This window comes from Streptomyces sp. Edi4 (assembly GCF_040253615.1).
In the GTDB taxonomy this organism is placed as follows: domain Bacteria; phylum Actinomycetota; class Actinomycetes; order Streptomycetales; family Streptomycetaceae; genus Streptomyces.
This window is the reverse complement of record NZ_JBEJGY010000004.1, coordinates 4,588,554-4,611,725: the sequence shown is the minus strand read 5'-3', so window position 1 is coordinate 4,611,725 and position 23,172 is coordinate 4,588,554. Positions and strand designations below refer to the sequence as shown.

Sequence of the window (23,172 nt, the reverse complement as noted above, 5' to 3'; positions counted from 1 at the left end):
GCGCCGCCGGGCCCCGGGCGCGCCGCGCCGAGTTCCGCCCGGGCCACCCGGCCCTGCCCGGGCCGCCGGGTCCCGCCCGGGCCGAACTGGGGCTACGCTCCGGCCCGGCGGGCGCGCCATACCAGGAACGCCGCCGACGACACCGCCGCGATCCTGATCAGCCACGGCCACATCCCGGTCAGCGCGTCCCCCATCGCGCCCTGCGCGATCGGGGTGCCCCACCGGCCGTTCTGGCGACCCCAGAGCCACACCAGGCCGCCGAGCAGCGTCAGGCCGGGCATTCCGAACACCGCCCATTTGGACTCCGCGCGGCTCAGCCTGCGGGAGGCGTACGCGAGGAGCCAGCCCGCGCCCAGCGCGAGCCACAGGCCGAACAGCGCGCCGGCCACCAGCAGCGCGGCCGCGAGAAGCAGGAAGGGGTTGCGCGGGCCCGGCCGCGCCCCGCCCTCGCGGCGCCGGCCCGGACGCGGGAGCAGGCGCCTGCGCGGGGCGACGTCGACGCCGATGTCCTCCTCCGACGCGCCGGCCCCCGCCTCCGCGTCCCGGGCCTCGTCCCCCGCCTCCTCCTCGTCGACCGGTGGCGGCTTCAGTATTTCGGGGATCTCGACACCGCCCACGAACCCGGGCACGAAGTCCCCGCCGAGCGGTTCGGCGGGTCCGAGCCGCCACCAGTCGGGTTCGACGCCCTGCGTGCCGAGCTCGTCCAGGCCGGCGAGGTGCGGCGGGGCCGGGACGACGGGGGGTGTCTCGTCCGTCCGGCGCGGACGGGGAACGCGTTTGTTCCGGCCGGGGAAGAGCCGGTCGCGCTGCACCGGCACGCTCGGCCCGGTGGCGTCACCGCCACCGGGCCCGTCACTGCCTCCGGAGGCGAATCGGGCCCGCCCGGAGGCGAAACGGGAGGCACCTTCGGAGCGGGAGCCGGAGCCGTGACGGTTGCCAACTCCGGACCCGGGTTCGGAGTTGCCACCCAAACCGGCACCAGCACCGGACCCCGAGCCGGACCCGACCCCGGAGACCGGTTCAGCGGCACCAGCCTCGGCACCGGCCCCACCACCCGAACCCGCACCCGCCCCCGAGCCACCCGCCCCCGCGTCGACGCCCGACCCGCTCCCGGACCTGCGCGACCCCGACTTCCCAGTCCCCCGACCCCGGCCAAGCCCCCACCCCGCACCGGCCCCACCACCCGAACCCGGGCCCGCCCCCGAGCCACCCGCCCCCGCGTCGACGCCCGACCCGCTCCCGGACCCACGCGACCCCGGCTTCCCAGTCCCCCGACCCCGGCCAAGCCCCCACCCCGCACCGGCATCCACACCCGCGTCCGGGGCACCCGCACCCGCACCCGCACCCAGCGGACCCCCTCCCGCCCCCGACGGCCCCGTCGCCGCCTCCACTACCTTCTCCGGCGTGCCGAAGCGGGCCAGTACGCGGCGGACCGTGGCCGGGGTTTCGTTGGTGGTTTTCGCCCGCTGCTTGTCGATCTCCTCGCGCAGTGACGACACCAGGCGCATCCGGTCCCCGGAGGGCAGTTGCCGCCGCTGGGCCAGGTCGCCGACCCGGCTCAGGTAGTCGTAGACCAGCTGGTCGCTCTCGATCCCCACGCGCTTCCCCTCCGCGAGCCCGCCCGGCAGCCGCCCAAAGAGCCGCCGTCCGCCGGTCCGGACACGTTTCGGACACCGGCTCCGGGTCCTGACGGTAGCGCGCACGGGCTACCGTGGGGCGGATGGGGACCGGCGAGCGCAATCAGGAGGCGCACGTGTCCGAAGGAACGACCGGCGCGACGAGCGGGGCCGACTCGGCGTCCCGTACGACGGGTTCGGCATCCCGCACGACGGCCTCGGCGCCCCGCGCCGCCGCCCCGGCACCCCGTACCCTCGCCGAGTCCCTGCGCGCCCGCCCCGACGACTCCCTCGCCGCGCTGCTGCGGGCCCGCCCCGACCTGCTCTCCCCCGTGCCGGGCGACCTCACCCAGCTGGCCACCCGGGCCGGCACCAGGGCCTCGGTGGTACGGGCCCTGGAACGGCTCGACACGTTCGCCCTCCAGACCGCCCAGGCCCTTGCGGTGGCGCCCGAACCGGCCCCGTACGAGGCGGTGCGCGCCCTGCTCGCCGGGGACGACGGCGACGCGGAGGTCGAGCGGGCCCTGCCCGGCGCGCTCGCGGCGCTGCGCGAGCAGGCCCTGGTGTGGGGCGGCGACGACCGGCTGCGGCTGGTGCGCACCGCGCGTGAACTGCTCGCCCCCTCCCCCACGCACCCCTCGCCCACCGGCCTCGGCCCGACCGTCGCGGAGGCGACGGCGGGGATGTCGCCGGGCCGCGTCCAGGAGATCCTTCAGACCGCCGGGCTCCCGGCCACGCACGACCCGGTCTCCGCCGTCGCCGCGCTGACCTCGCTGTTCACCGACCGGGAACGCATGGCGGCGCTTCTTGACACCGCGCCGTCCGACGCCCTGACCGTCCTCGACCGGCTGGTGTGGGGGCCGCCGTACGGCGAGGTGTCGGCCGATCCGCCGCCGCCGGTGCGCTGGTTGCGCGATCACGGCCTGCTGCTTCCGGCGTCCGCGCGCACCGTGGTGCTGCCGCGCGAGGTGGCCCTGCATCTGCGCGCCGGGCGCGCGCACCGCACCACCGCGCCGGTGGCGCCCGCCGTCGCGCCGCTGCGCGAGTACCGTCCACAGGTTGTGGACGCGGCGGCGGCCGGCCAGGCGTTCACCGCCCTGACCACCGTCGAGGACCTGCTCGCGGAGTGGAACGAGGGCGGCCCCGCCGTGCTGCGCGCCGGCGGCCTGTCCGTACGCGACCTCAAGCGCACCGCGACCGCTCTCGACGTCTCCGAGCCGATCGCCGCGTTCTGGCTCGAACTCGCTTACGCGGCAGGCCTGTTGGCGTCCGACGGCGAGGCGGACGAGCGGTACGCGCCGACGCCCGAGTACGACGAATGGCTCGACCTGCCGCCCGCCGAGCGCTGGGCACGGCTCGCGGTGGCCTGGCTCGCCGCCACCCGCACCGCCGGGCTCGTCGGCGAGCAGGACAGCAAGGGGCGTACGCTCTCCGCGCTCGGCCCCGACCTCGACCGGTCCGCCGCGCCCGAGGTGCGCCACTGCGTCCTCGCCCTGCTCGACACGCTGCCCGAGGCGACGTCGCCCGAGCCCCAGTCGCTCCTGGCCCGGCTGCGCTGGGAGCGCCCGGCCCGCAGCGGACCCGACGACCTGCGCTCACGGCTGGCCGGGTGGGCGCTGTCCGAGGCGGAGTTGCTGGGCGTGACCGGCCGGGGCGCACTCACCACGCACGGCCGCGCGCTGCTCGCCGCGACGTCCGGCGCCGCCGAACGCGAAAGCGGACGCGAAAGCGGACGCGAAAGTGGACGCGAAGGCCCCGCGGCGGCGGCCGGGCTCGCGGCGGGGGCGCTCGCGCCGCATCTGCCCGAGCCCGTCGACCACGTCCTGCTCCAGGCGGACCTCACGGCCGTCGCGCCGGGTCCGCTGCGGCGGCCGCTCGCGGCGATGCTCGGGGTGCTCGCGGACATCGAGTCCAAGGGCGGCGCCACGGTCTACCGCTTCACCGCCCAGTCGGTGCGCCGTGCCCTCGACGCCGGCCGGACCGCGTCCGACCTCCAGGCCTTCCTCACCGAGCACAGCCGCACACCGGTGCCGCAGCCGCTCAGCTATCTCATCGACGACGTGGCCCGCAGGCACGGCCACCTGCGGGTGGGCGCGGCTTCGGCGTACGTACGCTGTGACGACGAGGCGATGCTCGGCGAGATCCTGGCCGACCGGCGCAGCCAGGCCCTCCGGCTGCGCCGCCTCGCGCCGACCGTCCTGGCCACCACCGCCGAGCCCGCCGCACTGCTCGACGGGCTGCGCTCCATGGGGTACGCCCCGGCCGCCGAGTCCGCCGAGGGCGACGTCCTGATCACCCGCGCCGACGCCCGCCGCACGCCGCGCCGGACCGCGCCCGTGCCCGTGCCGGACGGCCCACCGCTGCCGGACCGCACGCTGCTGGACGCGGCGGTGCGGGCGATCCGGGCGGGGGACACGGCGGCCACGGTCGTCCGCAAGGACAAGCCCGAGGCGGCCCGCGCGGACGGATCCCTGCCGCGTACGTCGTCGGCGGAGACGCTGGCGACGGTGCAGGCGGCGGTGATGACGGGGTCGGCGGTGTGGATCGGGTACGTCAACGCCGAGGGGGCGGCGAGCCAGCGGGTCATCGCGCCGGTGCGGGTGGAAGGGGGTTTCGTGACGGGCTACGACCACACGGCCGACGAGATCCGCACGTACCCCCTCCACCGCATCACCGGCGTATCCGAACTGGCCTGACCCCCACCGTCAGCCCCGCTCGGCCGCGGCGGCCACGGCGGCCGCGGTCAGAACTGGTTGCCCAAGTCGTGGACCTGCTCCATGGTGGCCCTGCTGCTCGCCTGCGAGAGCGTGGTTGTGGCCTGGTCCAGAGCCTTGTCACGGGCATCCCTGAGTTTCGCGTAGGTCTCGGGGCTGGCGTCTTCGACCTGCTTGAGGACGTCCGCGACCTGGCCGGCCTTCTGCGCCGTCGCCACACCTCCGAGGACCGTCGAAGTAACCTTGGCCGCCACCTTGACGCCAGGATGCGGGATGACATTCGCAGCCGCGCCGATGGCCGCGCCCGCCGCCCCGGAGCCGACGACAGTCCCCTCCAATTCCCGCTTCTTCGCCTCCAGCGAATCATTGAATTGACTCATGAGCTTCTTTCCCTCCTCCGGGCTCACATGGCGCGCGGCATCCTCCACCTTCCGGCGCACGGTGTCTTCACCCTCAAGCATCACCCAGGCACCCCAACGGGCCACTTCCGACAAGTTGTCCACACTCGGAAGAGGCTGGGTGAGTGCGCCGACACGGCCGGTGACCGCCGATTGCACGCCGTCCCCGAGCCCCTTCAGGAACGGGCTTTCCGGCGTCCTTTCGGCCATTTCCTGCCGGGCGAACTTCGACAGCGGGTCCCCGGCGAACCCGCGCCCCGGGCCGCCCGACGCCAGCCCGCCCCCCGGACCGGCCAGGGACTGTCCGAAATTGCCAACACTCGGCTGCCGCTGGTTCATCTGCCGCAGCATCTCGGTCGGCGTAGGACGAGCGGACTGCCCCTTCACCCCCGAGATGGATTGGAGGACCCGCATACAGATGACGTTGGCCAATTCCGCCGCGCCGACTTTGCTGTCCTCGTAGGAAAGTTCTGTTTCACTGTCCACGAGTTTCGTGATCACGTCGGTGGCCGCGAACTCCACCTTGGCCGACGCCATCAGACTGAGAGTGTCACCCAAAATGGTTTCGGCGGTTTTTGTTATCGAGACGCCGTACTTCCCGAGGAAATCCCGGACGCTCTGCTGGTTGCCCAAATCCCGCTTGCTCTCCGGATCCTGCGCGTCCCGGACACTCACCGCCCGCTGGATCGCGCCCTCGACCGGGCCCGCGCCGCTTTCGGCGGGTGCCTCGGCGTGCTGCGGCAGCGACGTGCTGCTGCGCATCACCCGTGTCGCGTTGGCCTCCGCTTCGCGCTCGAAACGGTCGCCGGGGTCGCTGACGGAGAGCCCCTGACCGTTGTCGGTCCCCGCGACCGGGCCCCGGCGCTGCTGGATGACGTGGGTGAGTTCATGAGCCAGGGTGTGCTTGTCGCCCCCGCCCTCACCGATGACGACGTGGTTCCCACTGGTGTAGGCCCGGGCGCCGACTTCGGCGGCGGAGGCTCTGGCGGCGCTGTCGTTGTGGATGCGGACGTCGGAGAAGTCGGCGCCGAGCCGGCCTTCCATGTCCGCGCGTGTCGCGTCGTCCAGGGTCTGCCCGCCGGAGCGCAGGACATCGTGGACCGCGGAGCGCTGCACGGAGGGCTGCTGATGCCCGCAGCCTGCGCCGTGCTGGTGCTGCTCCGGCTGGGCCCAGGCGTGACCGGCCGCCCGGAGCATCTGGACGACGGCCGCGTTACCGGCGGTGCCGTGCAGGGTGAGGAGCCCGGCAGCTGCGCCGCTGCCACGGCCGGGAACCCTGGCGGCGGAGCGGGCGGGCGTCTTGCCCACGGGAGTCTGGGTCTGGTCGTTGGCGCGCATGGGGTCCTCTCGCGGGCTGCCGCTCGCGGTGCTGGGCCCGGGGAACCGAGCCGACCGGCAGCGGCGGGGCTCCATGGGGGAACGTGGAACGGGGGAACACACGAGTGTTCCACCCACCACCAACGTTCCCCTAACCCCTCCAAGCGCCCCGCGTTAGCAAACGTTGAGCCCACCCCCCGCGCCCCTCAAGGGGCGCGGGGAACTGCGCGAGAAGCGACCACAGCCCGCACCCGCAAACCAACCAGCCGCCCCCAGGGGCGCGGGGAACCGCGCGAACGGCCACCCCAACCCGCACCCGAAATCCAAGCAAGGCCTTTCAGGGGCGCGGGGAACTGCGCAAAAGCACGCCGGCCCACGTTCAGAGCCCCGGCCGCGCCCGAACCGCGCAAATGCATGCCGGCCCGCGTTCATAGCCCGCCCCGCACCCCGCCCAAGGGGCTAGTCGAGGTCCACCCGCCCGTCCTCGGCCCGCCCCGCCTTGCCGGACAGCAGCCCCGGCAGGGAGAGCTGAGCCCCGCTCTTGGAGTCCGAGCCGGACCCGGACCCCGACCCGGACAGGTTCTGCCGGACGGAGTCCAGAATCGTCAGCCCCTGCCCCACGAGCCCCGCCGCGATCTCGCCCAACCCGTCCGCCCCGTTGAGCACGTTGACGTTCGCCCCGGCCAGCCCGCCCGCCGCCTCCTTGACGATCTGCGGCAGCTGGTCGATGAGCATGCGGTCGAGCGCGACGCGGTCGTACGACGCCGCCGCCTCCGCCTGGATCTTCATCCGCTCGGCCTCGGCGATCGCCAGCACCTTGATGCGCTCGGCCTCGGCCTGCGCCGGCTTGACGATCTCGGCGACCAGCTGCTGCTGGCGGAGCTCGGCCGCGCGCTGCGCCAGTTCGGTCTGCGCGGCCAGCACCTCCTGCTGCGCGTGCGCCTGGGCGAGCGGCCCGGCCTGAGCGGCTTGCGCCTGCGCCCGGTCGATCTCGGCCGAGTACTCGGCCTTCACGACCGCCGTCTGCCGCGCGTACTCCGCCTGGTTGCGCGCCGCGACCTGCTCGGCCTCGACCGACGCCTGCGTGGCCTGCGCCTGGGCGATCTGCGCGGCCCGCTGAATGGCCGCCTTGTGCGGCGCGGACATCGCGTCGATGTAGCCGACGTCACCGTCGTCGATGGACTGGATCTGGAGCGAGTCCACGATCAGGCCGATCTTGGCCATCTCCGTCTTCGACGTCTCAAGCACCTCGGCCGCGAGCTTCTGCCGTTCGGTGACGATCTCCTCGACGGTCATCGAGCCGATGATGGACCGCAGGTGACCGGCGAAGATCCGCCCGGTCAGCACCGACATCTGGTCCTGGTCGGACAGGAAGCGCTGGCCGGCGTTGACGATCGACTCGTTGTCGTTGCCGACCTTGAACGCGATGACGGCCCGCACGTGCAGCGCGATGCCCTGCTTGGTCACGCACGTCTCGGTGACCTCCGCCTCGCACATCGAGAGCGTCAGGAAGCGGGTCTTGCGGAAAATGGGCAGGACGAACTTGCCGTGGCCGGTCACGACGCGGAACGGGGCTCCCCCGAGACCACGCCTGCCACCGGAGATCAGCATCGCCTCGTCTGGGGCGGGCACCCGGTAACCGAACATCCTCTGTCTCCTTAGAAACGGCGTCTCAGCCAGCGTCGGCGGGAAGATCGCCCAACGCGTCCAACGGATCGGCCCACTCGATGACGTCCACCTGGCGCGTGCCACGGGATCCGATCACGAGCACGGTCGCCCCCTTCGGCAGGGGCTCCTGGGACCAGGCGAGGAAGGCCTCCGTGCCGCCTCTGACGCTCACCACGACCTCGCCGGGACCGGCGGTTCCTCGGGTGGCGACGAGCAGCACTCCGGGGCAGCCGACAACGGCATCGTCCTGTTCCACGGCCTGGCGCCCCCCATCGTTCTGGTCCTGGATTCCAGACCTTAGACCCGCCGGGATCATCCGCCTATCCTCGGGCCCCCTTGTCGTGGAAGCCCCCTCCCGGCCCGGCCCGTGTCCGGACTTCTGGCCGTCTCGCGGGGCGCCGCCGCACCGCCCGCGCCGCCTCTATCCAGAGTAGTTCTGGCCGAGCAGCGTGCCCAGGAAGCCTGTGATCAGGAGTATGCCCAGGGCGATGATCCTTGCGGCGACGTAGGCCAGAACGACCCCGCCCACCCCGAGCCAGACCCGCGCGGTCCGCAGGCGACGGCGGTGCGGGAGCAGCCACGCGGCGAGGACGAGCCCGGCCGGGGGCAGATACGTCAGCACGAAGAACTCCGGGTCGAAGAGCCCGGGCCACAGCGGACTGCGCGGCCCCGTCGCGAGGTCGATCCCCGCGAGCACGAGCAGACCGAGCGTGCAGGCAGCGGGCGCCACCCACCAGCGCGCGTCCGGCTCGTCCGCCCTCGGCCAGGACCCCGCCGGCCCCGGCCCCCCGTAGGAGGCATGCCCGGGCCCCGGCCCCCCGTAAGGGGCACCACCAGGACCCGACCACCCCCGCTGAGCACGACCCGGACCCGTCCACCCCCGCTGAGCACGACCCGGACCCGTCCACCCCTGCTGGGCGTGAGCGTTCCACCGCGTCGGTTGCTTCGTCATGCCCCCCATCCCAGCGCTCGCCCCGCCCCGCCGACACCGTCCGCGTACTCATCGGTACTCAACACGTACTCACCGCACGCCCCCATCCCGTACGCGGCCGTACTCAGCCGCAGGCACCCCGTGCGCGGCCGGGCGCCCCGCACGGGCGCGGGATGCGGCAGACTGGAAGTTTGCCCGCCCTCCCCGGGTGGCCATCCGTCGGAAGGACACGCCCCAGGTGACCGGACCACTCATCGTCCAGAGCGACAAGACCCTGCTCCTGGAGGTCGACCACGACCAGGCCGACGCCTGCCGTCGTGCCATCGCGCCCTTCGCCGAGCTGGAGCGCGCGCCCGAGCACATCCACACCTACCGTGTGACGCCGCTGGGCCTGTGGAACGCGCGGGCCGCCGGGCACGACGCGGAGCAGGTCGTCGACGCGCTGGTGGAGTACTCGCGCTACCCGGTCCCGCACGCCCTGCTCGTCGACATCGCCGAGACGATGGCCCGCTACGGTCGCCTGACCCTCTCCAAGCACCCCACCCACGGCCTGGTCCTGACCTCGACCGACCGGCCCGTGCTGGAGGAGATCCTGCGCTCGAAGAAGGTCACGCCGCTGGTCGGCGCCCGCATCGACCCGGACACGGTCGCCGTGCACCCCTCCGAGCGCGGCCAGATCAAGCAGACCCTGCTCAAGCTCGGCTGGCCCGCCGAGGACCTGGCCGGATACGTCGACGGCGAGGCGCACCCCATCGACCTCGCGGAGGACGGCTGGGCGCTGCGCCCGTACCAGAAGCAGGCCGTCGAGGGGTTCTGGCACGGCGGCAGCGGCGTGGTCGTGCTGCCGTGCGGCGCGGGCAAGACGCTGGTCGGCGCGGGCGCGATGGCCGAGGCGAAGGCGACCACGCTGATCCTGGTCACCAACACCGTCTCGGCCCGCCAGTGGAAGCACGAGCTGGTCAAGCGCACCAGCCTGACCGAGGACGAGATCGGCGAGTACAGCGGCACGAAGAAGGAGATCCGCCCGGTCACCATCGCCACGTACCAGGTGCTGACCACCCGCCGTAAGGGCGTCTACGCGCACCTGGAGCTGTTCGACTCGCGCGACTGGGGCCTGATCGTCTACGACGAGGTCCACCTGCTGCCCGCGCCGGTCTTCAAGTTCACCGCCGACCTCCAGGCCCGCCGCCGCCTCGGCCTGACCGCGACGCTGGTGCGCGAGGACGGCCGCGAGTCGGACGTGTTCTCCCTCATCGGCCCGAAGCGCTTCGACGCGCCGTGGAAGGAGATCGAGGCGCAGGGCTACATCGCGCCCGCCGACTGCGTCGAGGTCCGCGTCAACCTCACCGACGCCGAGCGTCTGGCGTACGCGACGGCCGAGACGGAGGAGAAGTACCGCTTCTGTGCGACGACCGCGACGAAGCGGAAGGTCACCGAGGCGCTGGTACGGAAGTTCGCGGGCCAGCAGATCCTCGTGATCGGCCAGTACATCGACCAACTCGACGAGCTGGGCGAGCACTTGAACGCGCCGGTCATCAAGGGCGAGACGTCCAACGCCCAGCGCGAGAAGCTGTTCGGCGCGTTCCGCGAGGGCGAGATCAGCGTGCTCGTGGTGTCGAAGGTGGCGAACTTCTCGATCGACCTGCCGGAGGCGACGGTCGCCATCCAGGTGTCGGGCACGTTCGGCTCCCGCCAGGAGGAGGCCCAGCGCCTGGGCCGTGTGCTGCGCCCGAAGGCGGACGGCCACCAGGCGCACTTCTACTCGGTGGTGGCCCGCGACACCATCGACCAGGACTTCGCCGCCCACCGCCAGCGCTTCCTGGCCGAACAGGGCTACGCCTACCGGATCATGGACGCGGACGAACTCCTCGCGGGCAACTGAGCGGCGGCGCCCCGGCGGGTCCGCACCGCCCGGGCGCCGGCCCACCCCACCACCGCGAGCGCGACCAGCGGGTAGGGCGATGCCAACGGCTGCTGCCACAGCGGCAGTTGGAGGTCGAGTTCGCCCGCGTGCGGTACGAGCCACAGGGTGCGGGCGGTGAAGACGGCGGCGAGCAGGACGGCCGTACGCGTCCGCCCCTCAGCCGCCGTCAGCGCGATCAGCGGGACGCACCACACCCAGTGGTGCGACCAGCTGATGGGGCAGACGAGCAGCGCGGTGAACGCGCTCGCCAACAGCGCCCACCGCTCGTCGGCACGCCGGGCGGCCCACAGCCCGACGCCCCCCACGACCACCGCGCCCGCGGCCCACACCGCCCCCGGCGTGGGTGTGTGCAGCAGCCGCGCGAGCAGCCCCCGCAACGACTGGTTGTCGACGATCCAGACCTTGCCGACGCGGCCGGTCTCGAACAGGCGCCGGGTGAAGAACTCGACGGTGGCGCCCGGCCGTACGAGCGCGCCGGTCAGCACGGTCGCGGCGAACCCCGCGAGCGCGACGGCGGCCTCCCTGCGCTGCCCGCGCACGAGCAGATGCAGCACGAAGAAGAGCGGCGTGATCTTGATCCCGGCGGCGACGCCGACCGCGAACCCCCTGCCGCGGGCGCCCTCGGGACGGGAGAGATCGCCGAGCACGAGGCAGGCGAGCGCGAGGTTGATCTGCCCGAAGAGCAGGGTCTGGAAGACGGGTTCGAGCCACAGGGCGAGCGCGGTGGCGGCGATGACGTACGCGCTCCGGGGTCTCGCGCCCGCGAACCGGCAGGAGAGCAGCACGAGGACGGCGGTCAACGCGGCATTGCCGACGACGAAGGCGACTTTGAGCGGGGCGGTCGGCGCATACGCGGCGGGTACGAACAGCAGCGCGGCGAACGGCGGGTAGGTGGCGGGCAGTTGCCACGCGGTGACGGTGAACCCGTACAGAGAGGTGCCGTGCGCGACGGCGGCGCCTTCCGCCCGGTAGACCAGGGCGTCCGCCATGGGGACGCGCAGTGCGACGCAGAGCGCGGCGAGCGCGGCCAGTGAGAGCGCGAGGAGCATGAGCGCGGCGGCGCGCGGTGAACGGTCGGTCACACGAGGTGACCCTAGCGGCGCGGCCGGTCAGGACGGGCGTCGCGCGCCCGGGCGGCCGGGGCGGGCCGGAGCGGACATCAGCGCGAACGCCTGCGCACCCCGGCGTCCTCGGCGAACTCGCCCATGACGACGACGCTGAACGCGGCGCCGGCCAGGACCTTGGCGGCCCGGACCGCGTCGCCGATCTTGTGGGTACGGTGGGGGGCGGCGGAGCTGACGGAGGGGGCCGGGGCCTGGGGGAAGGTCGCTGTAGTCATACCTCCATGATGGATTTCGGACATCCCAGGCACATCACCCCCGGGGCTGAGCCTCCTGGCCGGACTCGTAGTCCTCTGGTCCGACCCCGTCCCCTACGGGTATGAGCCGCCGTCTCCACCTCGCAGATCACATCACCGCCCGCTACCGGGCGACGGAGGAACGGAAGCGATGACAGCCGAACAGTTCGCCCAGCGCTTCGAGGAGCACCGGGGGCATCTGCGCGCGGTGGCGTACCGGATGCTCGGTTCGCTCAGCGAGGCCGATGACGCGGTCCAGGAGGGCTGGCTGCGGGCCGGCCGCGCCGACAGCGACGCGGTCGACAACGTGGGCGGCTGGCTGACCACGATCGTCGCGCGGATCTGCCTCAACATGCTGCGGTCCCGGGCCGCCCGGCGCGAGGCGGCCCTCGACGTGGAGGAGTACGAATACGTCCACGTCCCCGATCCGCTCCTGGGCCCGGTCGACGGGCCCGACCCCGAGCGGGAGGCGCTGCTCGCGGATTCGGTGGGGCTCGCGATGATGGTGGTCCTGGAGACTTTGACGCCCGCCGAGCGGCTGGCCTTCGTGCTGCACGACATGTTCGCGGTGCCGTTCGAGGAGATCGCGACGATCGTCGGCCGGACGCCGGCGGCGACCCGCCAGCTGGCCAGCCGGGCGCGCCGCCGGGTCCGGGACCAGGCGCCGGCGCCCGCGCCCTCCCTCGACCGCGCGCGCCGCCGCGAGGTGGTGGACGCGTTCATCGCGGCGGCGCGGGGCGGCGACTTCGAGGCGCTGCTTGCGCTGCTCGATCCCGATGTGGTGCTGCGGGCGGACGCGGGTGCGGTCCCGGCGACGAAGGTCGTACGGGGTGCGCGGGCGGTTGCCGAACAGGCCTTCCTGTTCCGCCGGTTCGCCCTCCTCAGCCGTCCGGCCCTGGTCAACGGCGAGCCCGGCCTCGTGGCGACGTCCCAGGGCCGGCCGATCTCGGTCCTGGCCTTCACCCTCTCCCCCGAAGCCCGAATCACCACCCTGACCATCCTGGCCGACCCGGCCCGCCTGTCCCTCCAGAACGCGACCTTCTGAACCCGGCCCCCGCCCTGCCCCTCCCCTGAACCCGCCGGGGGTTCCTCCGGCCGCAGACCGTGCGTGGTTGCTCTCGCAGTTCCCCGCGCCCCTAGTGCTCTGACCGCATAGGTTCACCGGGTTGGCGGTGGTCGCGGTTGGACGAGCGCGGTCGACCGATTCGACTGCTGGAGGTGCTGTGGTGGCCGAGCCTGTCCGTCTGCGCAGATTGACCGACCAGGAAGGGCAGAAGCTGCAGCAGATCGTGCGCCGGGGAAGTACCAGTTCGGTGCGGTTTTGGCGCGCGACGCTGCTGGCTCCGCTGGCGGGAACCGGGGGCCGTTGATCGTCCAGCTGGTGCAGGCCGACGAGGGCAGCGCGGCGACAGCCCTATGAACACCTCGCAGAGGCAAGGGGGTCAGTTGGCCGGCAGTTGGTTGTTCTCCCGGCGGAAGGCTGTGCCGAGCACTGTACGTGCGACGTCTTCGAGTGATCCGAGCAGCGGGTTGGGGTCGTCAGCGCGCGTGACGAGCACGACTTCGCAGGGATCGATGTCGATGACGGGCACCAGGGCGATGTCCTCACGCACAGCGGCGCGTCGATCGCTGGCAGGGAAGATCGCGACACAGTGGCCGGTGGCGATGAGTTCCAGTTTGTCCTCGTAGCTGTCGTCGATTGCGGGCGGGGGTGGTGCCGGTCGGTCGCCGACCGGCTTGGGCGTGCTCCAGACGACCGGAGTGCTGACGCAGGTCACCAGTTCCTCGTCCGACAGAGCCCGCAGGCTGACGCGTTTCTCGTTCGCCAGATGATGGCTCGCCGACGTAACGAGCACCCGCGGCTCCTCATGGAGCGTGGTCACCTGGAGGCCGTCCGTGGGCAAGGGCAGGGGTTTGTATGCGACGAGGGCGTCGACCCGACGCTCGGCGAGGGCGTGCGTGTCCCGCCAGTCGAGGTGCCGGGTGCGGACTTGGCTGTCGGGGTGCCGGCGGCGCAGTTCCTGCACACAGGCGGTGATGATCAGTCCTTCGGCGCAGCCGACAGTGATGGTACGGGGCTGGACGGCGGCTCTGGCCGTGTAAGCGGCTTGCTCGGCCTCGTGGAGCAGTATCCGGGCTCTGGGAAGGAAGGCCTGACCGGCGTCGGTGAGGCTGCTGCCTTGCGGCGAGCGATCGAAAAGCCGGACACCGAGCTGAGCTTCCAGTCGCTGGATCTGGCGGCTCAGCGACGGCTGCGCCAGGTGCAGCTTGGTGGCGGCCCGACCGAAGTTGCCGTACTCCGCCACGACCGTGAAATAGCGCACGAGCCGCAGATCGACGTCCATTCGCTCAGGGTACGCCGCGCGCCGTCATACCACTGGGGCATCACGGCATACGGAACAGGTCTTGGACATGGTGGGCGGGTGGGTATTTGGCTTGAGGGCATGACCACTTATGACGGCAAGAAGATCGTGATCACGGGCGGAAGCAGCGGTATCGGCCTGGCTACGGCCCAATTGTTCGCGGACGGTGGGGCGCATGTACTGATCACGGGCCGTACCCGCTCTTCCCTGGACAGCGCGTTGGAACAGTTGGGGAACAAGGCAATCGCCGTCCGTAGCGACGCTGCGTCCCTGAAGGACATCAAGGCGCTGGCCGACACGGTCCAGGAGCGGTTCGGCGCAGTGGACGCGCTGTTCGTCAACGCCGGCGTCACTGGGTCCGCGCCGTTCGACTCGACGACGGAGGAGATGTACGACGAGCTGTTCGGCATCAACGCCAAGGGACCGTACTTCACGGTGCAGGCGTTGGCGCCGCTGTTGCGCGAGGGTAGCGGCGTGGTTCTCACCACGTCGGTGGTGAACGTCCTGGGCCTCGACGCGCTCAGTGTCTACTCGGCGAGCAAGGCAGCCCTGCGGTCGATGACGCGCACCCTGGCCCGCGAGCTGCTGCCGCGCAAGGTGCGCGTCAATGCCGTGAGCCCCGGCCCGATCGACTCGGGCATCCTGGATCGCTCCTCGCTGCCCGCCGATGTCGTCGAGGCGACGAAGGACGCCTACCGGAGCACCATCCCGATGCAGCGGCTGGGGTCGTCCGAGGAGGTGGCTGCCGCGGTGGCGTACTTGGCGTTCGGCGCGACCTTCTCGACGGGAACGGAGTTCCCTGTCGACGGAGGGGCTTCGCAACTCTAGTTTTTTGACCGCGTAGGTTCGCCGTGTTGGTGCTCGTGGTCCTTGGGCCGGTTGGATGTGACGGCATGTCCGATCGGTGCGGGAGGCGGGATGGCGGACCTGGTCACGGTCCGTACGTTGACTGAGCAGCAGGGGCAGAGGCTGCAGCGGATCGTGCGTCGGGGCAGTACGAGCACGGTGCGGTTCCGCAGAGCGATGATGCTGCTGGCGTCGGCGGGCGGGAACAGCGTCCCGGTGATCGCGCGGCTCGTCCAGGCGGACGAGGACACCGTCCGCGACGTGATCCACCGCTTCAACGAGATCGGGCTGGCCTGCCTGGACCCTCAGTGGGCGGGAGGCCGTCCCCGCCTGCTCAATCGTGACGACGAGGACTTCGTCATCCAGACGGCCACCACCCGCCCGGCCAAGCTCGGCAAGCCCTTCAGCCGCTGGTCGATCCGCAAGCTCGCCGAGCACCTGCGGCGCAACCTCGCCCGTCCGGTACGGATCGGCCGCGAGGCCCTGCGCTGCTTACTGCTGCGCCGCGGGATCACCTTCCAACGGACCAAGACGTGGAAGGAGTCCACCGACCCGAACTTCGACGCCAAGCTGGACCGGATCGAATACGCGCTCCACGAGCGCCCGGACCGGACCTTCGCCTTCGACGAGTTCGGGCCGCTGGGCATCCGCCCGACGGCTGGGGTCTGCTGGGCCGAGCAGGGAAAGCCGGACCGGTTGCCGGCGACCTACCACCGCACCCACGGCACCCGATACTTCCATGGCTGCTACTCGGTCGGCGACGACACCCTCTGGGGCGTCAACCGGCGCCGCAAGGGCATCTCCCCGAGCTGGGCCGCGCTCAAGAGCATCCGTGCGGCCCGCCCGGACGGCGCCCCCATCTACGTGATCCTGGACAACCTGTCCGCCCACAAGAACTGGCGCATCAGACGGTGGGCGGCGCGGAACAAAGTCGAGCTGTGCTTCACACCCACGAACGCGTCCTGGGCCAACCCGATCGAGGCGCACTTCGGGCCGCTGCGGCAGTTCACCTTGGCCAACTCGAATCACCCCAACCACATCGTCCAGACGCGGGAGTTGCATCGCTACCTGGGCCGGCGCAACCAGAACGCACGGCATCCCGACGTCCTGGCCGCCCAGCGCCGTGAGCGCGCCCGCGTCCGTAGCGAGAAGGGCCTCCGCTGGGGAGCACGGGCACTGGCCACCGCTGCCTGACCAGATATTACCGATGGGAAGCAGAAGGAAGCCGTACTGGCGCACGTTCGGGACTCCGAAGACGCTCGTCCTACACCGCACGCCAGACCAGTGGCGGTTCGCCCTGCACTTCGAAGCACCGGGCGGCACCGCCGACGGTGCGCTCGATCATCCCGCTCCCTCATGCGAGCCCGAGACAGCACAGGCCGCACTCCACCGCAGGGCCGAAGAGCTGACCCACCGAGAGCTGGAAGTCTCGTGGCAGCCCACCGATCAACCGGACTGGTGGACCGGAGTTGTCACCAAGGCCGGACCGCTCACCGATACCGATCGCTGAGCCGCTCTCGACAGGCACGCAGCAACCCGGTGAACCTATGCGGTCACAGCACTAGCGGGCCTTGTGCCGGCCCGCGCCCCTTCCCTAAACCCGCCGGCGGTTCCTCCGGCCGCAGACCGTGCGTGGTTGCTCGCGCAGTTCCCCGCGCCCCTGACAGCGCCCATGCCGGCCCGCACCGGCATCCTCAGCCTGTCATGGGGGTCCCCCTGGCCCTTAAGGCCTTGGGGGAGATTGAGGACGAGGCCGCTCAGGCGGAAGGGGTCTGGGGCGGAGCCCCAGGGTCTTTCACCCCCGGAGGGTTCAGGGAAGGGGCGGGGTGGGGCCAGAACCGGGGTCTGGGGCAGAGCCCCAGGGCCGCCGCGCCCCGCACGGGCCCGCACCCGCACCCGCACGGGCCGCCGCCCCCGCCCGGGGAAAACCATTCGCCCCGCGAAAACCCCGTGGCTAGAATCCCCACCCCCCGCCTCCCCCAGGGAGCGCCGCCCCCCGGCCGGAAACCGGAAGGGCAGCCAGTACGGCACGTACAAACCCACCGAACCCCCGCCGGAGGCCCCCCGTGCAGACGCACGACCCCGACCCCACCACCACCCCCCTCCACCAGGAACGCACGCACCTCAGCGCCTCCCGATCCGCCCTCCGCGCGATGCGCCAGGACGTCGAAGCCCTGGACATCAAGGACGTCACCGCGAACTGGGTGAACGCCGCCGTCCTGCGCCGCCAGATGGACGACCGCATCAAGGCCCTCGCCGACCTCGCCCACACCCCCTCTTCTTCGGCCGCCTCGACTACCTGCACGCCCCGGGCGTGGAGCTCGCCGAAGGAGCCGAGGGCGAGCGGTTCTACATCGGCCGCCGGCACGTCCACGACGCCGACGGCGACCCGATGGTGATCGACTGGCGCGCCCCCGTCTCGCAGCCCTTCTACCGCGCGTCGAAGAAGGACCCGCTGGACGTGTCCCTGCGCCGCCGATTCGGTTACACGGGCGGGGAGTTGACGGCGTACGAGGACGAACACCTCATGGACCCGGCAGAGGCCGCCGGGACCAGCAAACTGCTCCAGGCGGAGATCGAGCGGCCCCGCGTGGGCCCGATGCGCGACATCGTGGCCACGATCCAGCCCGAACAGGACGAGATCGTACGGTCGGGCCTGAGCGGCAGCGTGTGCGTGCAGGGCGGCCCCGGCACCGGCAAGACGGCCGTCGGCCTGCACCGGGTCGCGTACCTCCTCTACGCCCACCGCGAGCGCCTGGCCCGTACCGGGACCCTGGTCATCGGGCCGAACCGGTCGTTCCTGCACTACATCGAGCAAGTCCTGCCCGCCCTGGGCGAGTTGGAGGTCAAGCAGGCGACGGTGGACGATCTGGTGGCCAAGGACATCGAGGTGCGCGGCGCGGACCCGGCCGCCTCCGCCGTGGTCAAGGGCGACGCCCGCATGGCCGAGGTGCTGCGCCGGGCGGTGTGGTCCCATGTGACGACACCGGCCGAGCCCCTGGTGGTGGTACGGGGTTCACGCCGCTGGCGGGTACCGGCATACGAACTCGCGGAGATCGTCGAGCAGTTGACGGGCCGTGACATCCGCTACGGCGCCGCCCGCGAGGCCCTGCCGCAGCGGATCGCGCACACCGTCCTGGTACGGATGGAACAGGCGGGCGAGGCCCCCGACGACCGGGTGCAGGACGCGGTGGCCCGCAACAGCGCGGTGAAGGCGGCCGTCAAGGCGATCTGGCCGCCGGTGGACCCGGCGAAACTGGTGCTGCGCCTGCTCAACGAGCCGGAGTTCCTGGCCGCGCACGCGAAGGGCATCCTCACCGACGACGAGCAGCGGGCGATCCTCTCCCCCAAGCCGGCCCGGAGTGTGAAGTCGGCGAAGTGGTCGGCGGCGGACGCCGTCCTCATCGACGAGGCGAACGACCTGGTGGCGCGCACCCACTCGCTCGGCCATGTCGTACTGGACGAGGCGCAGGACCTCTCCCCCATGCAGTACCGCGCGGTGGGCCGGCGCTGCTCGACGGGTTCGGCGACCGTGCTCGGCGACCTGGCGCAGGGCACCACGCCCTGGGCGACGGCGAGTTGGGCCGATGCGCTGCGCCACCTCGGCAAGGAGGAGGCGGTGGTCGAGGAGCTGACGGCCGGTTTCCGCGTGCCGCGCGAGGTCATCGCGTACGCCTCGAAGCTGCTGCCCGCGATCTCACCGGGCCTGACGGCGGTGGAGTCGGTGCGTGAGACGCCGGGCTCGCTCGCCGTGCGGGAGTCGGCGGATCTGGACGCGGACGTGGTGGCCGCGTGTGTGGCGTCCCTGGCGCACGAGGGATCGATCGGCCTGATCGCCGCCGACGCCCGTATTCCCGTTCTGGGCAAGGCACTTGAGGCCGAGGGCCTGCCCTACTTGGCGCCGGGTGAGGAGACGACGTCCCTGTCCCGCCTGACCCTGGTGCCGGCCTCGCTCGCCAAGGGCCTTGAGTACGACTACGTGGTGCTCGACGAGCCGGCCGCCGTGGTCGAGGGCGAGCCGGACGAACGCACGGGCCTGCGCCGCCTGTACGTGGCCCTGACCCGCGCGGTCTCGGGCCTGACCGTCCTGCACGCGTCCCCGCTTCCACCTCAACTCGCTTGAGTGTCAGGCGCCTTGGGCCCTGCTATGGCAGGGCCTTGATCAGCGCGTCCAGGAGACCGGGGAAGCGGGCGTCCAGGTCCGCCCGGCGCAGCTGGACATAGCGACCGCGGCCGACGACGCGCGTCGCGGTGACCCCGGCCTCGCGCATGATCCGCATGTGGTGCGAGACGGTCGACTTGTGCAGGTGGGCGAGGCCGAGCACGTCGGGGGCGCAGCTGTACTGCTCGCCGTCCGCGTACACCTTGAGCAGCCGAAGCCGTACGGGATCGCCGAGCGCGTGCAGCACCTTGACGAGCTCGATGTCGTCGACGTCGGGCTGCGCGAGCCAGTGCTCACCGTCGCCGTCGCCGGGACGCGCGGCCCGCTCGCTGTCGCCGCCGCCCTCGCTCCCGCCCTCGTGATCCCGAGGCCTGTCCTCCACCATGCCCGCACTCTCCCCTCCGTCCAAACTGTTTGACAACCATCAAACGACCTCTAGGATGCGAGTGCTTAGTTTGACGTGTGTCAAACCATTCTCTCGTTTCGCGCGTGCGCCGCTCCCCCGATGGAGCCGCGCACCGCCCCGCGCTGCCCGTGGAAGGGGACCACCCATGCGCCTCCGCCTGCTCCTGCTCGCCCTCGGCACCTTCGCCGTCGGCACGGACGGGATGGTGATCGCCGGAATTCTCGGCCTCGTCGCCCATGACCTGGACGTATCCGTCGCCGCCGCCGGACAGATGATCACCGTGTTCGCGCTCGCTTACGCGGTCCTCGCGCCGGTCCTCGCGACGCTCACCGCGAAGTGGCCCAGGCGCCGCACCCTGCTGCTCGCCCTCACCGTCTTCACCGTGGCCAACGCTCTGTCCGCACTCGCGCCCGGCTTCGGCACGCTCCTGCTCACCCGCGTCCTGGCCGCCGTCGGCGCCGCGCTCTACACCCCGACGGCCAACGCCGCCGCCACCACGCTCGTGCCACCGGAGCGCCGGGGCCGGGCCATCGCCACCGTCATGGGCGGCATGACGGTCGCCACCGCGCTCGGCGTGCCGCTCGGCACCTGGGTCGGCCGCAGCGACTGGCGGCTCACGATGTGGGTGGTCACCGCGCTCGGCGCGGCGGCCTTCGCGGGCCTGGCCCTGCTGCTGCGCGACCTGCCGGCCCCCGCACCCGCCGTCTCGCTGCGCACCCGCCTTGCCCCGCTCACCGACCGCCGGGTCCTGGGCGCGACGGGCACGACGTTCCTGGTCTTCCTCGCCTACCAGAGCGTGTTCATCTACTACACGGTCGCGGCCGCCCCCGCGACCGGCGGCGACCAGTCCCGCCTCACCCTGCTCCTGCTGGTCTCCGGCGTCTTCTCGGTGGTGGGGAGCAACGTGGGCGGGCGGGTCGTGGACGCGTGGGGCCCGCGCGTGGTGATGCTCACGGCGGGCGCGGTCTCGGCGGCCGTCACGCTCGCGCTGCCCTGGCTGATGCAGTCCATGACGACGGCGCTCATCGCCTCCGCGATCAACCCGCTCGCGGGCTGGGCGGTGGCGGTCGCCCTGCCCGCCCGCCTCGTGGCGCTCGACCCCCCGAACGCCCCCCTGCTCCTCTCCCTGAACTCCACCGCGCTGTACCTGGGCATAGCGGCGGCGGGCGGCACGGGCAGCGCGGCCGTCACCGTCCTGGGCGGCCGCTGGTTCCCGCTGGCCTCAACGGCCTTGACGATGCTGGCCGTTGTGGTGGCACACCTCACCACGCGCGAACCCCGACCCCGAAGCCGCCGGGCCACCGGCTCGCTAGAGTCGATCTCTGGCAAGTGACGTGACGGATCTTCCAACAAGTGCCATGGGGGACGAATGAGTTGGGGACATCGGCGGCGCATATCGGTCTGCGCCGCACTGGCCGGCGTCGTCGTCGCGGCATCAGGGTGCACGAGCGGGGCGCGGCCGTCCGACGACGGCATGACACCAGCGGCACGGACGTACTTGACCAAGGCGCTGGACATCATGCGGGACGGATCCATATTCCGGCACACGGTCGACTGGGACACCCTGCGCAGGAAGGCGTTCGCCCAGGCGCACGGGGCGCAAAAGCCGGCGGACACCTACGGAGCGATCGAAGTGGCGCTGGCTTCGCTGGGTGACCATCACAGCAGGTTCGAGGATCCGGAGGAGGCCAAACAGACCATGGGCGCCTCCGCCACCTCCGTCGACGGTCCGGAGGGCCGTTCCCTGAAGCACGGGATCGGGTACGTCTCCCTGCCCGGGGTGAAGGGCTCCCAGCAGATGTACGACGCCTACGTACGGCAGGGCAGGGCCGCCGTGGCCGAGGCGGACGGGACGGAAGGCAAGGGAGCCTGCGGTTGGGTCGTGGACCTGAGGGCGGAGACAGGCGGCGGCATGGACCCGGTGCTCGCCACAGTCGGCCCGATCCTGGGTGACGGCGCGGTGGGCGCGTTCGTGGACGCGGACGGGAAGAAATCGCTCTGGTCGATCAAGGGCGGCGCTCCGTACGTGGACGGCAAGTCCAACGGCTGGAACACCGATGTTCCGCCCATCGGCAGGAGCAATCCGCCGGTCGCCGTACTGACCGGCCCCCGGACAGCCAGCGCGGGCGAGGCGGTGGTGGTGGCCTTCCACGGCCGCCCCGACACCCGGTTCTTCGGCGGTAAGACCGATGGCGTGCCCACGGGAAACGAGTCGCACCCGCTGTCGGACGGCGCCGAGCTGATCCTTACGGGGGCCAAGGAAGCCGACCGCACCGGCCACATCTACGACGGGCCGATCGCACCGGACGAGGAGTACCCCCAGGACCGGAACCCGGCCCCCGGCGCCGACGACACGGCCCTTGCGGCGGCCCAGAAGTGGCTGCTCGGGCAGGCCGCCTGCCGGTGAGCACCGGGGTGGGGGTGGACCCGGGTTCGCCCCCCGGGTGGAGGCCCGCGCGCCGTTGATCTCCACCCCGGGCTCCACCCCTGGGACCAGGTGTGAAAGGCCTGGTGAGGCCAGTCTTGAGGCATGACAACGACCGACTGGCTCACCGACATCGCACTCGTCCTCGTCGTCTTCCGCCAGCTGCGGGAAGGCCGACTCGACCTCAAGACCTTCCTGATCCCGCTCGGGATCGTGGCCTTCGTGGCCCACAGCTACCTGCACTCCATCCCGACCGCCGGCAACGACCTCGTCCTCATCGGCGCGCTCGTGGCCGCAGGCGCCGCGCTCGGCGTCGCGGGTGGCGTCTACACCCGGATCCGCGTCTCCGGGGAGCACCTGCTGATCAAGGCGGGCGCCGTCTCGGCCGCCCTGTGGGTGCTCGGCATGGGCGCCAGGATGGGCTTCCAGGTCTGGGTGGACCACGGCGGCGCGTCCCACGTGGCGCAGTTCAGCATCGCCCACCAGATCACCACGGATCAGGCCTGGGTCGCGGCGTTCGTCCTGATGGCGCTCACCGAGGTGGTCACGCGGCTCGCCACGATCTTCATCCGGGGCCGCGTGGTGGCCGCCCGCCGGCAGCCGCCCACGCAGATCCACCCCGTCCGCACCCTCGACCGTACGGTCTGACCGTGCGCCCGCACCGCGCCACCCGGCCCGTGCCCCCGGCCCCCCAGGCCCCGGTCACGGGCCTTCGCCCGCTGACGCCGCCCCCCGGCGACCGACCCCACGCCCCGGCCACGGACCCCCGCCCGGAGAGGCCGGCCCAGGGCGCCCGCCCCCACGCCCCGGCCACGCACCCCCGCACGCAGGGCCCCACCCATGGCACCCGGCCCCACGCCACGGACCCGGGCACCCGGCCCCACGCCACCGCCCCAGGCAGCGGGCTCCGAGCGACGGGCAAGGCGCCCCAAGCGCCCGCCCCCACCCGCGACTTGCTCACGACCTGGGCCACCCGCCTGGACCGGGGCCTGCGTGTCCTCGCCCGCGCCCTCGGCTATGGTCACGCCGTGCCCGAAGCCCAGCC

Annotated in this window: 18 protein-coding genes and 2 pseudogenes; 11 read left to right on the top strand and 9 right to left on the bottom strand. The window is 72.3% G+C overall.

Going from position 1 to position 23,172, the window contains the following annotated elements; genetic code table 11:
* Positions 1 to 92: 92 nt before the first annotated feature.
* Positions 93 to 818, bottom strand: a complete 726-nt coding sequence (locus tag ABR738_RS22945) for a hypothetical protein (protein ID WP_350234903.1) — start codon at positions 816 to 818, stop codon at positions 93 to 95.
* A 902-nt stretch (positions 819 to 1,720) separates the two neighbouring features.
* On the opposite strand from ABR738_RS22945, the gene ABR738_RS22935 reads away from it, so the two are divergent.
* A complete protein-coding gene (locus tag ABR738_RS22935) occupies positions 1,721 to 4,312 on the top strand; it encodes a helicase-associated domain-containing protein (RefSeq protein ID WP_350231854.1) in 2,592 nt (863 codons plus the stop codon).
* 47 nt (positions 4,313 to 4,359) lie between these two features.
* Here the strand turns inward: ABR738_RS22935 and ABR738_RS22930 are convergent, their stop codons facing one another.
* From ABR738_RS22930 to ABR738_RS22915, 4 genes are all read right to left on the bottom strand, one after another.
* The gene (locus ABR738_RS22930) at positions 4,360 to 6,066 is read right to left on the bottom strand and encodes an eCIS core domain-containing protein (protein ID WP_350231853.1); all 1,707 of its coding nucleotides are present in this window, start codon (positions 6,064 to 6,066) and stop codon (positions 4,360 to 4,362) included.
* A 438-nt stretch (positions 6,067 to 6,504) separates the two neighbouring features.
* Positions 6,505 to 7,692, bottom strand: a complete 1,188-nt coding sequence (locus ABR738_RS22925; RefSeq protein WP_350231852.1) for an SPFH domain-containing protein — start codon at positions 7,690 to 7,692, stop codon at positions 6,505 to 6,507.
* A 25-nt stretch (positions 7,693 to 7,717) separates the two neighbouring features.
* Complete coding sequence (locus tag ABR738_RS22920; RefSeq protein ID WP_350231851.1) at positions 7,718 to 7,969, bottom strand: NfeD C-terminal domain-containing protein; 252 nt, start codon at positions 7,967 to 7,969, stop codon at positions 7,718 to 7,720.
* A gap of 165 nt (positions 7,970 to 8,134) precedes the next feature.
* Positions 8,135 to 8,443, bottom strand: coding sequence for a hypothetical protein (locus ABR738_RS22915; RefSeq protein WP_350231850.1), 309 nt, complete (start codon positions 8,441 to 8,443; stop codon positions 8,135 to 8,137).
* Between the two features lie 439 nt (positions 8,444 to 8,882).
* Here ABR738_RS22915 and ABR738_RS22910 point away from each other — a divergent pair, with 439 nt between their 5' ends.
* A complete protein-coding gene (locus tag ABR738_RS22910; RefSeq protein WP_350231849.1) occupies positions 8,883 to 10,526 on the top strand; it encodes a DNA repair helicase XPB in 1,644 nt (547 codons plus the stop codon).
* On the opposite strand, the gene ABR738_RS22905 is transcribed toward ABR738_RS22910, so the two are convergent.
* A complete protein-coding gene (locus tag ABR738_RS22905) occupies positions 10,484 to 11,650 on the bottom strand; it encodes a glycosyltransferase 87 family protein (RefSeq protein WP_350231848.1) in 1,167 nt (388 codons plus the stop codon). The genes ABR738_RS22910 and ABR738_RS22905 overlap by 43 nt on opposite strands.
* A gap of 77 nt (positions 11,651 to 11,727) precedes the next feature.
* Complete coding sequence (locus ABR738_RS22900; protein ID WP_350231847.1) at positions 11,728 to 11,907, bottom strand: hypothetical protein; 180 nt, start codon at positions 11,905 to 11,907, stop codon at positions 11,728 to 11,730.
* 169 nt (positions 11,908 to 12,076) lie between these two features.
* On the opposite strand from ABR738_RS22900, the gene ABR738_RS22895 reads away from it, so the two are divergent.
* Both ABR738_RS22895 and ABR738_RS22890 read left to right on the top strand, forming a co-directional pair.
* A complete protein-coding gene (locus ABR738_RS22895) occupies positions 12,077 to 12,970 on the top strand; it encodes a sigma-70 family RNA polymerase sigma factor (RefSeq protein ID WP_350231846.1) in 894 nt (297 codons plus the stop codon).
* A 181-nt stretch (positions 12,971 to 13,151) separates the two neighbouring features.
* A pseudogene (locus ABR738_RS22890) lies at positions 13,152 to 13,321 on the top strand (IS630 family transposase); the annotation flags it as partial.
* A gap of 46 nt (positions 13,322 to 13,367) precedes the next feature.
* Here the strand turns inward: ABR738_RS22890 and ABR738_RS22885 are convergent.
* Positions 13,368 to 14,270 carry a LysR family transcriptional regulator gene (locus tag ABR738_RS22885; protein ID WP_350231845.1) on the bottom strand — a complete coding sequence of 301 codons (903 nt, stop codon included), beginning with the start codon at positions 14,268 to 14,270 and terminating at the stop codon, positions 13,368 to 13,370.
* Positions 14,271 to 14,369: 99 nt separating this feature from the next.
* Here ABR738_RS22885 and ABR738_RS22880 point away from each other — a divergent pair, with 99 nt between their 5' ends.
* From ABR738_RS22880 to ABR738_RS22865, 4 genes and pseudogenes are all read left to right on the top strand, one after another.
* Positions 14,370 to 15,116 carry an SDR family oxidoreductase gene (locus tag ABR738_RS22880; RefSeq protein ID WP_350231844.1) on the top strand — a complete coding sequence of 249 codons (747 nt, stop codon included), beginning with the start codon at positions 14,370 to 14,372 and terminating at the stop codon, positions 15,114 to 15,116.
* Between the two features lie 90 nt (positions 15,117 to 15,206).
* Positions 15,207 to 16,328 carry an IS630 family transposase gene (locus ABR738_RS22875; protein ID WP_350231843.1) on the top strand — a complete coding sequence of 374 codons (1,122 nt, stop codon included), beginning with the start codon at positions 15,207 to 15,209 and terminating at the stop codon, positions 16,326 to 16,328.
* A 13-nt stretch (positions 16,329 to 16,341) separates the two neighbouring features.
* Positions 16,342 to 16,644, top strand: a complete 303-nt coding sequence (locus tag ABR738_RS22870; protein WP_350231842.1) for a hypothetical protein — start codon at positions 16,342 to 16,344, stop codon at positions 16,642 to 16,644.
* Between the two features lie 643 nt (positions 16,645 to 17,287).
* Positions 17,288 to 19,257: pseudogene (locus ABR738_RS22865) on the top strand (HelD family protein).
* Between the two features lie 22 nt (positions 19,258 to 19,279).
* On the opposite strand, the gene ABR738_RS22860 reads toward ABR738_RS22865, so the two are convergent.
* The gene (locus ABR738_RS22860; protein WP_350231841.1) at positions 19,280 to 19,681 is read right to left on the bottom strand and encodes an ArsR/SmtB family transcription factor; all 402 of its coding nucleotides are present in this window, start codon (positions 19,679 to 19,681) and stop codon (positions 19,280 to 19,282) included.
* Positions 19,682 to 19,847: 166 nt separating this feature from the next.
* On the opposite strand from ABR738_RS22860, the gene ABR738_RS22855 reads away from it, so the two are divergent.
* The 3 genes from ABR738_RS22855 to ABR738_RS22845 all read left to right on the top strand — a co-directional run bounded on the left by ABR738_RS22855 (position 19,848) and on the right by ABR738_RS22845 (position 22,775).
* A complete protein-coding gene (locus ABR738_RS22855) occupies positions 19,848 to 21,035 on the top strand; it encodes an MFS transporter (RefSeq protein ID WP_350231840.1) in 1,188 nt (395 codons plus the stop codon).
* A 36-nt stretch (positions 21,036 to 21,071) separates the two neighbouring features.
* Positions 21,072 to 22,109, top strand: a complete 1,038-nt coding sequence (locus ABR738_RS22850; RefSeq protein WP_350231839.1) for a S41 family peptidase — start codon at positions 21,072 to 21,074, stop codon at positions 22,107 to 22,109.
* Positions 22,110 to 22,232: 123 nt separating this feature from the next.
* The gene (locus ABR738_RS22845; RefSeq protein WP_350231838.1) at positions 22,233 to 22,775 is read left to right on the top strand and encodes a hypothetical protein; all 543 of its coding nucleotides are present in this window, start codon (positions 22,233 to 22,235) and stop codon (positions 22,773 to 22,775) included.
* The last annotated feature ends 397 nt before the right edge of the window (positions 22,776 to 23,172 follow it).

Bases quoted from the DNA above. Each gene is read 5' to 3' on its own strand.
- ABR738_RS22935 (WP_350231854.1), top strand. From the start codon at position 1,721: ATGGGGACCGGCGAGCGCAATCAGGAGGCGCACGTGTCCGAAGGAACG.
- ABR738_RS22930 (WP_350231853.1), bottom strand. From the start codon at position 6,066: ATGCGCGCCAACGACCAGACCCAGACTCCCGTGGGCAAGACGCCCGCC.
- ABR738_RS22925 (WP_350231852.1), bottom strand. From the start codon at position 7,692: ATGTTCGGTTACCGGGTGCCCGCCCCAGACGAGGCGATGCTGATCTCC.
- ABR738_RS22900 (WP_350231847.1), bottom strand. From the start codon at position 11,907: ATGACTACAGCGACCTTCCCCCAGGCCCCGGCCCCCTCCGTCAGCTCC.
- ABR738_RS22895 (WP_350231846.1), top strand. From the start codon at position 12,077: ATGACAGCCGAACAGTTCGCCCAGCGCTTCGAGGAGCACCGGGGGCAT.
- ABR738_RS22885 (WP_350231845.1), bottom strand. From the start codon at position 14,270: ATGGACGTCGATCTGCGGCTCGTGCGCTATTTCACGGTCGTGGCGGAG.
- ABR738_RS22880 (WP_350231844.1), top strand. From the start codon at position 14,370: ATGACCACTTATGACGGCAAGAAGATCGTGATCACGGGCGGAAGCAGC.
- ABR738_RS22875 (WP_350231843.1), top strand. From the start codon at position 15,207: ATGGCGGACCTGGTCACGGTCCGTACGTTGACTGAGCAGCAGGGGCAG.
- ABR738_RS22870 (WP_350231842.1), top strand. From the start codon at position 16,342: ATGGGAAGCAGAAGGAAGCCGTACTGGCGCACGTTCGGGACTCCGAAG.
- ABR738_RS22860 (WP_350231841.1), bottom strand. From the start codon at position 19,681: ATGGTGGAGGACAGGCCTCGGGATCACGAGGGCGGGAGCGAGGGCGGC.
- ABR738_RS22855 (WP_350231840.1), top strand. From the start codon at position 19,848: ATGCGCCTCCGCCTGCTCCTGCTCGCCCTCGGCACCTTCGCCGTCGGC.
- ABR738_RS22850 (WP_350231839.1), top strand. From the start codon at position 21,072: ATGAGTTGGGGACATCGGCGGCGCATATCGGTCTGCGCCGCACTGGCC.
- ABR738_RS22845 (WP_350231838.1), top strand. From the start codon at position 22,233: ATGACAACGACCGACTGGCTCACCGACATCGCACTCGTCCTCGTCGTC.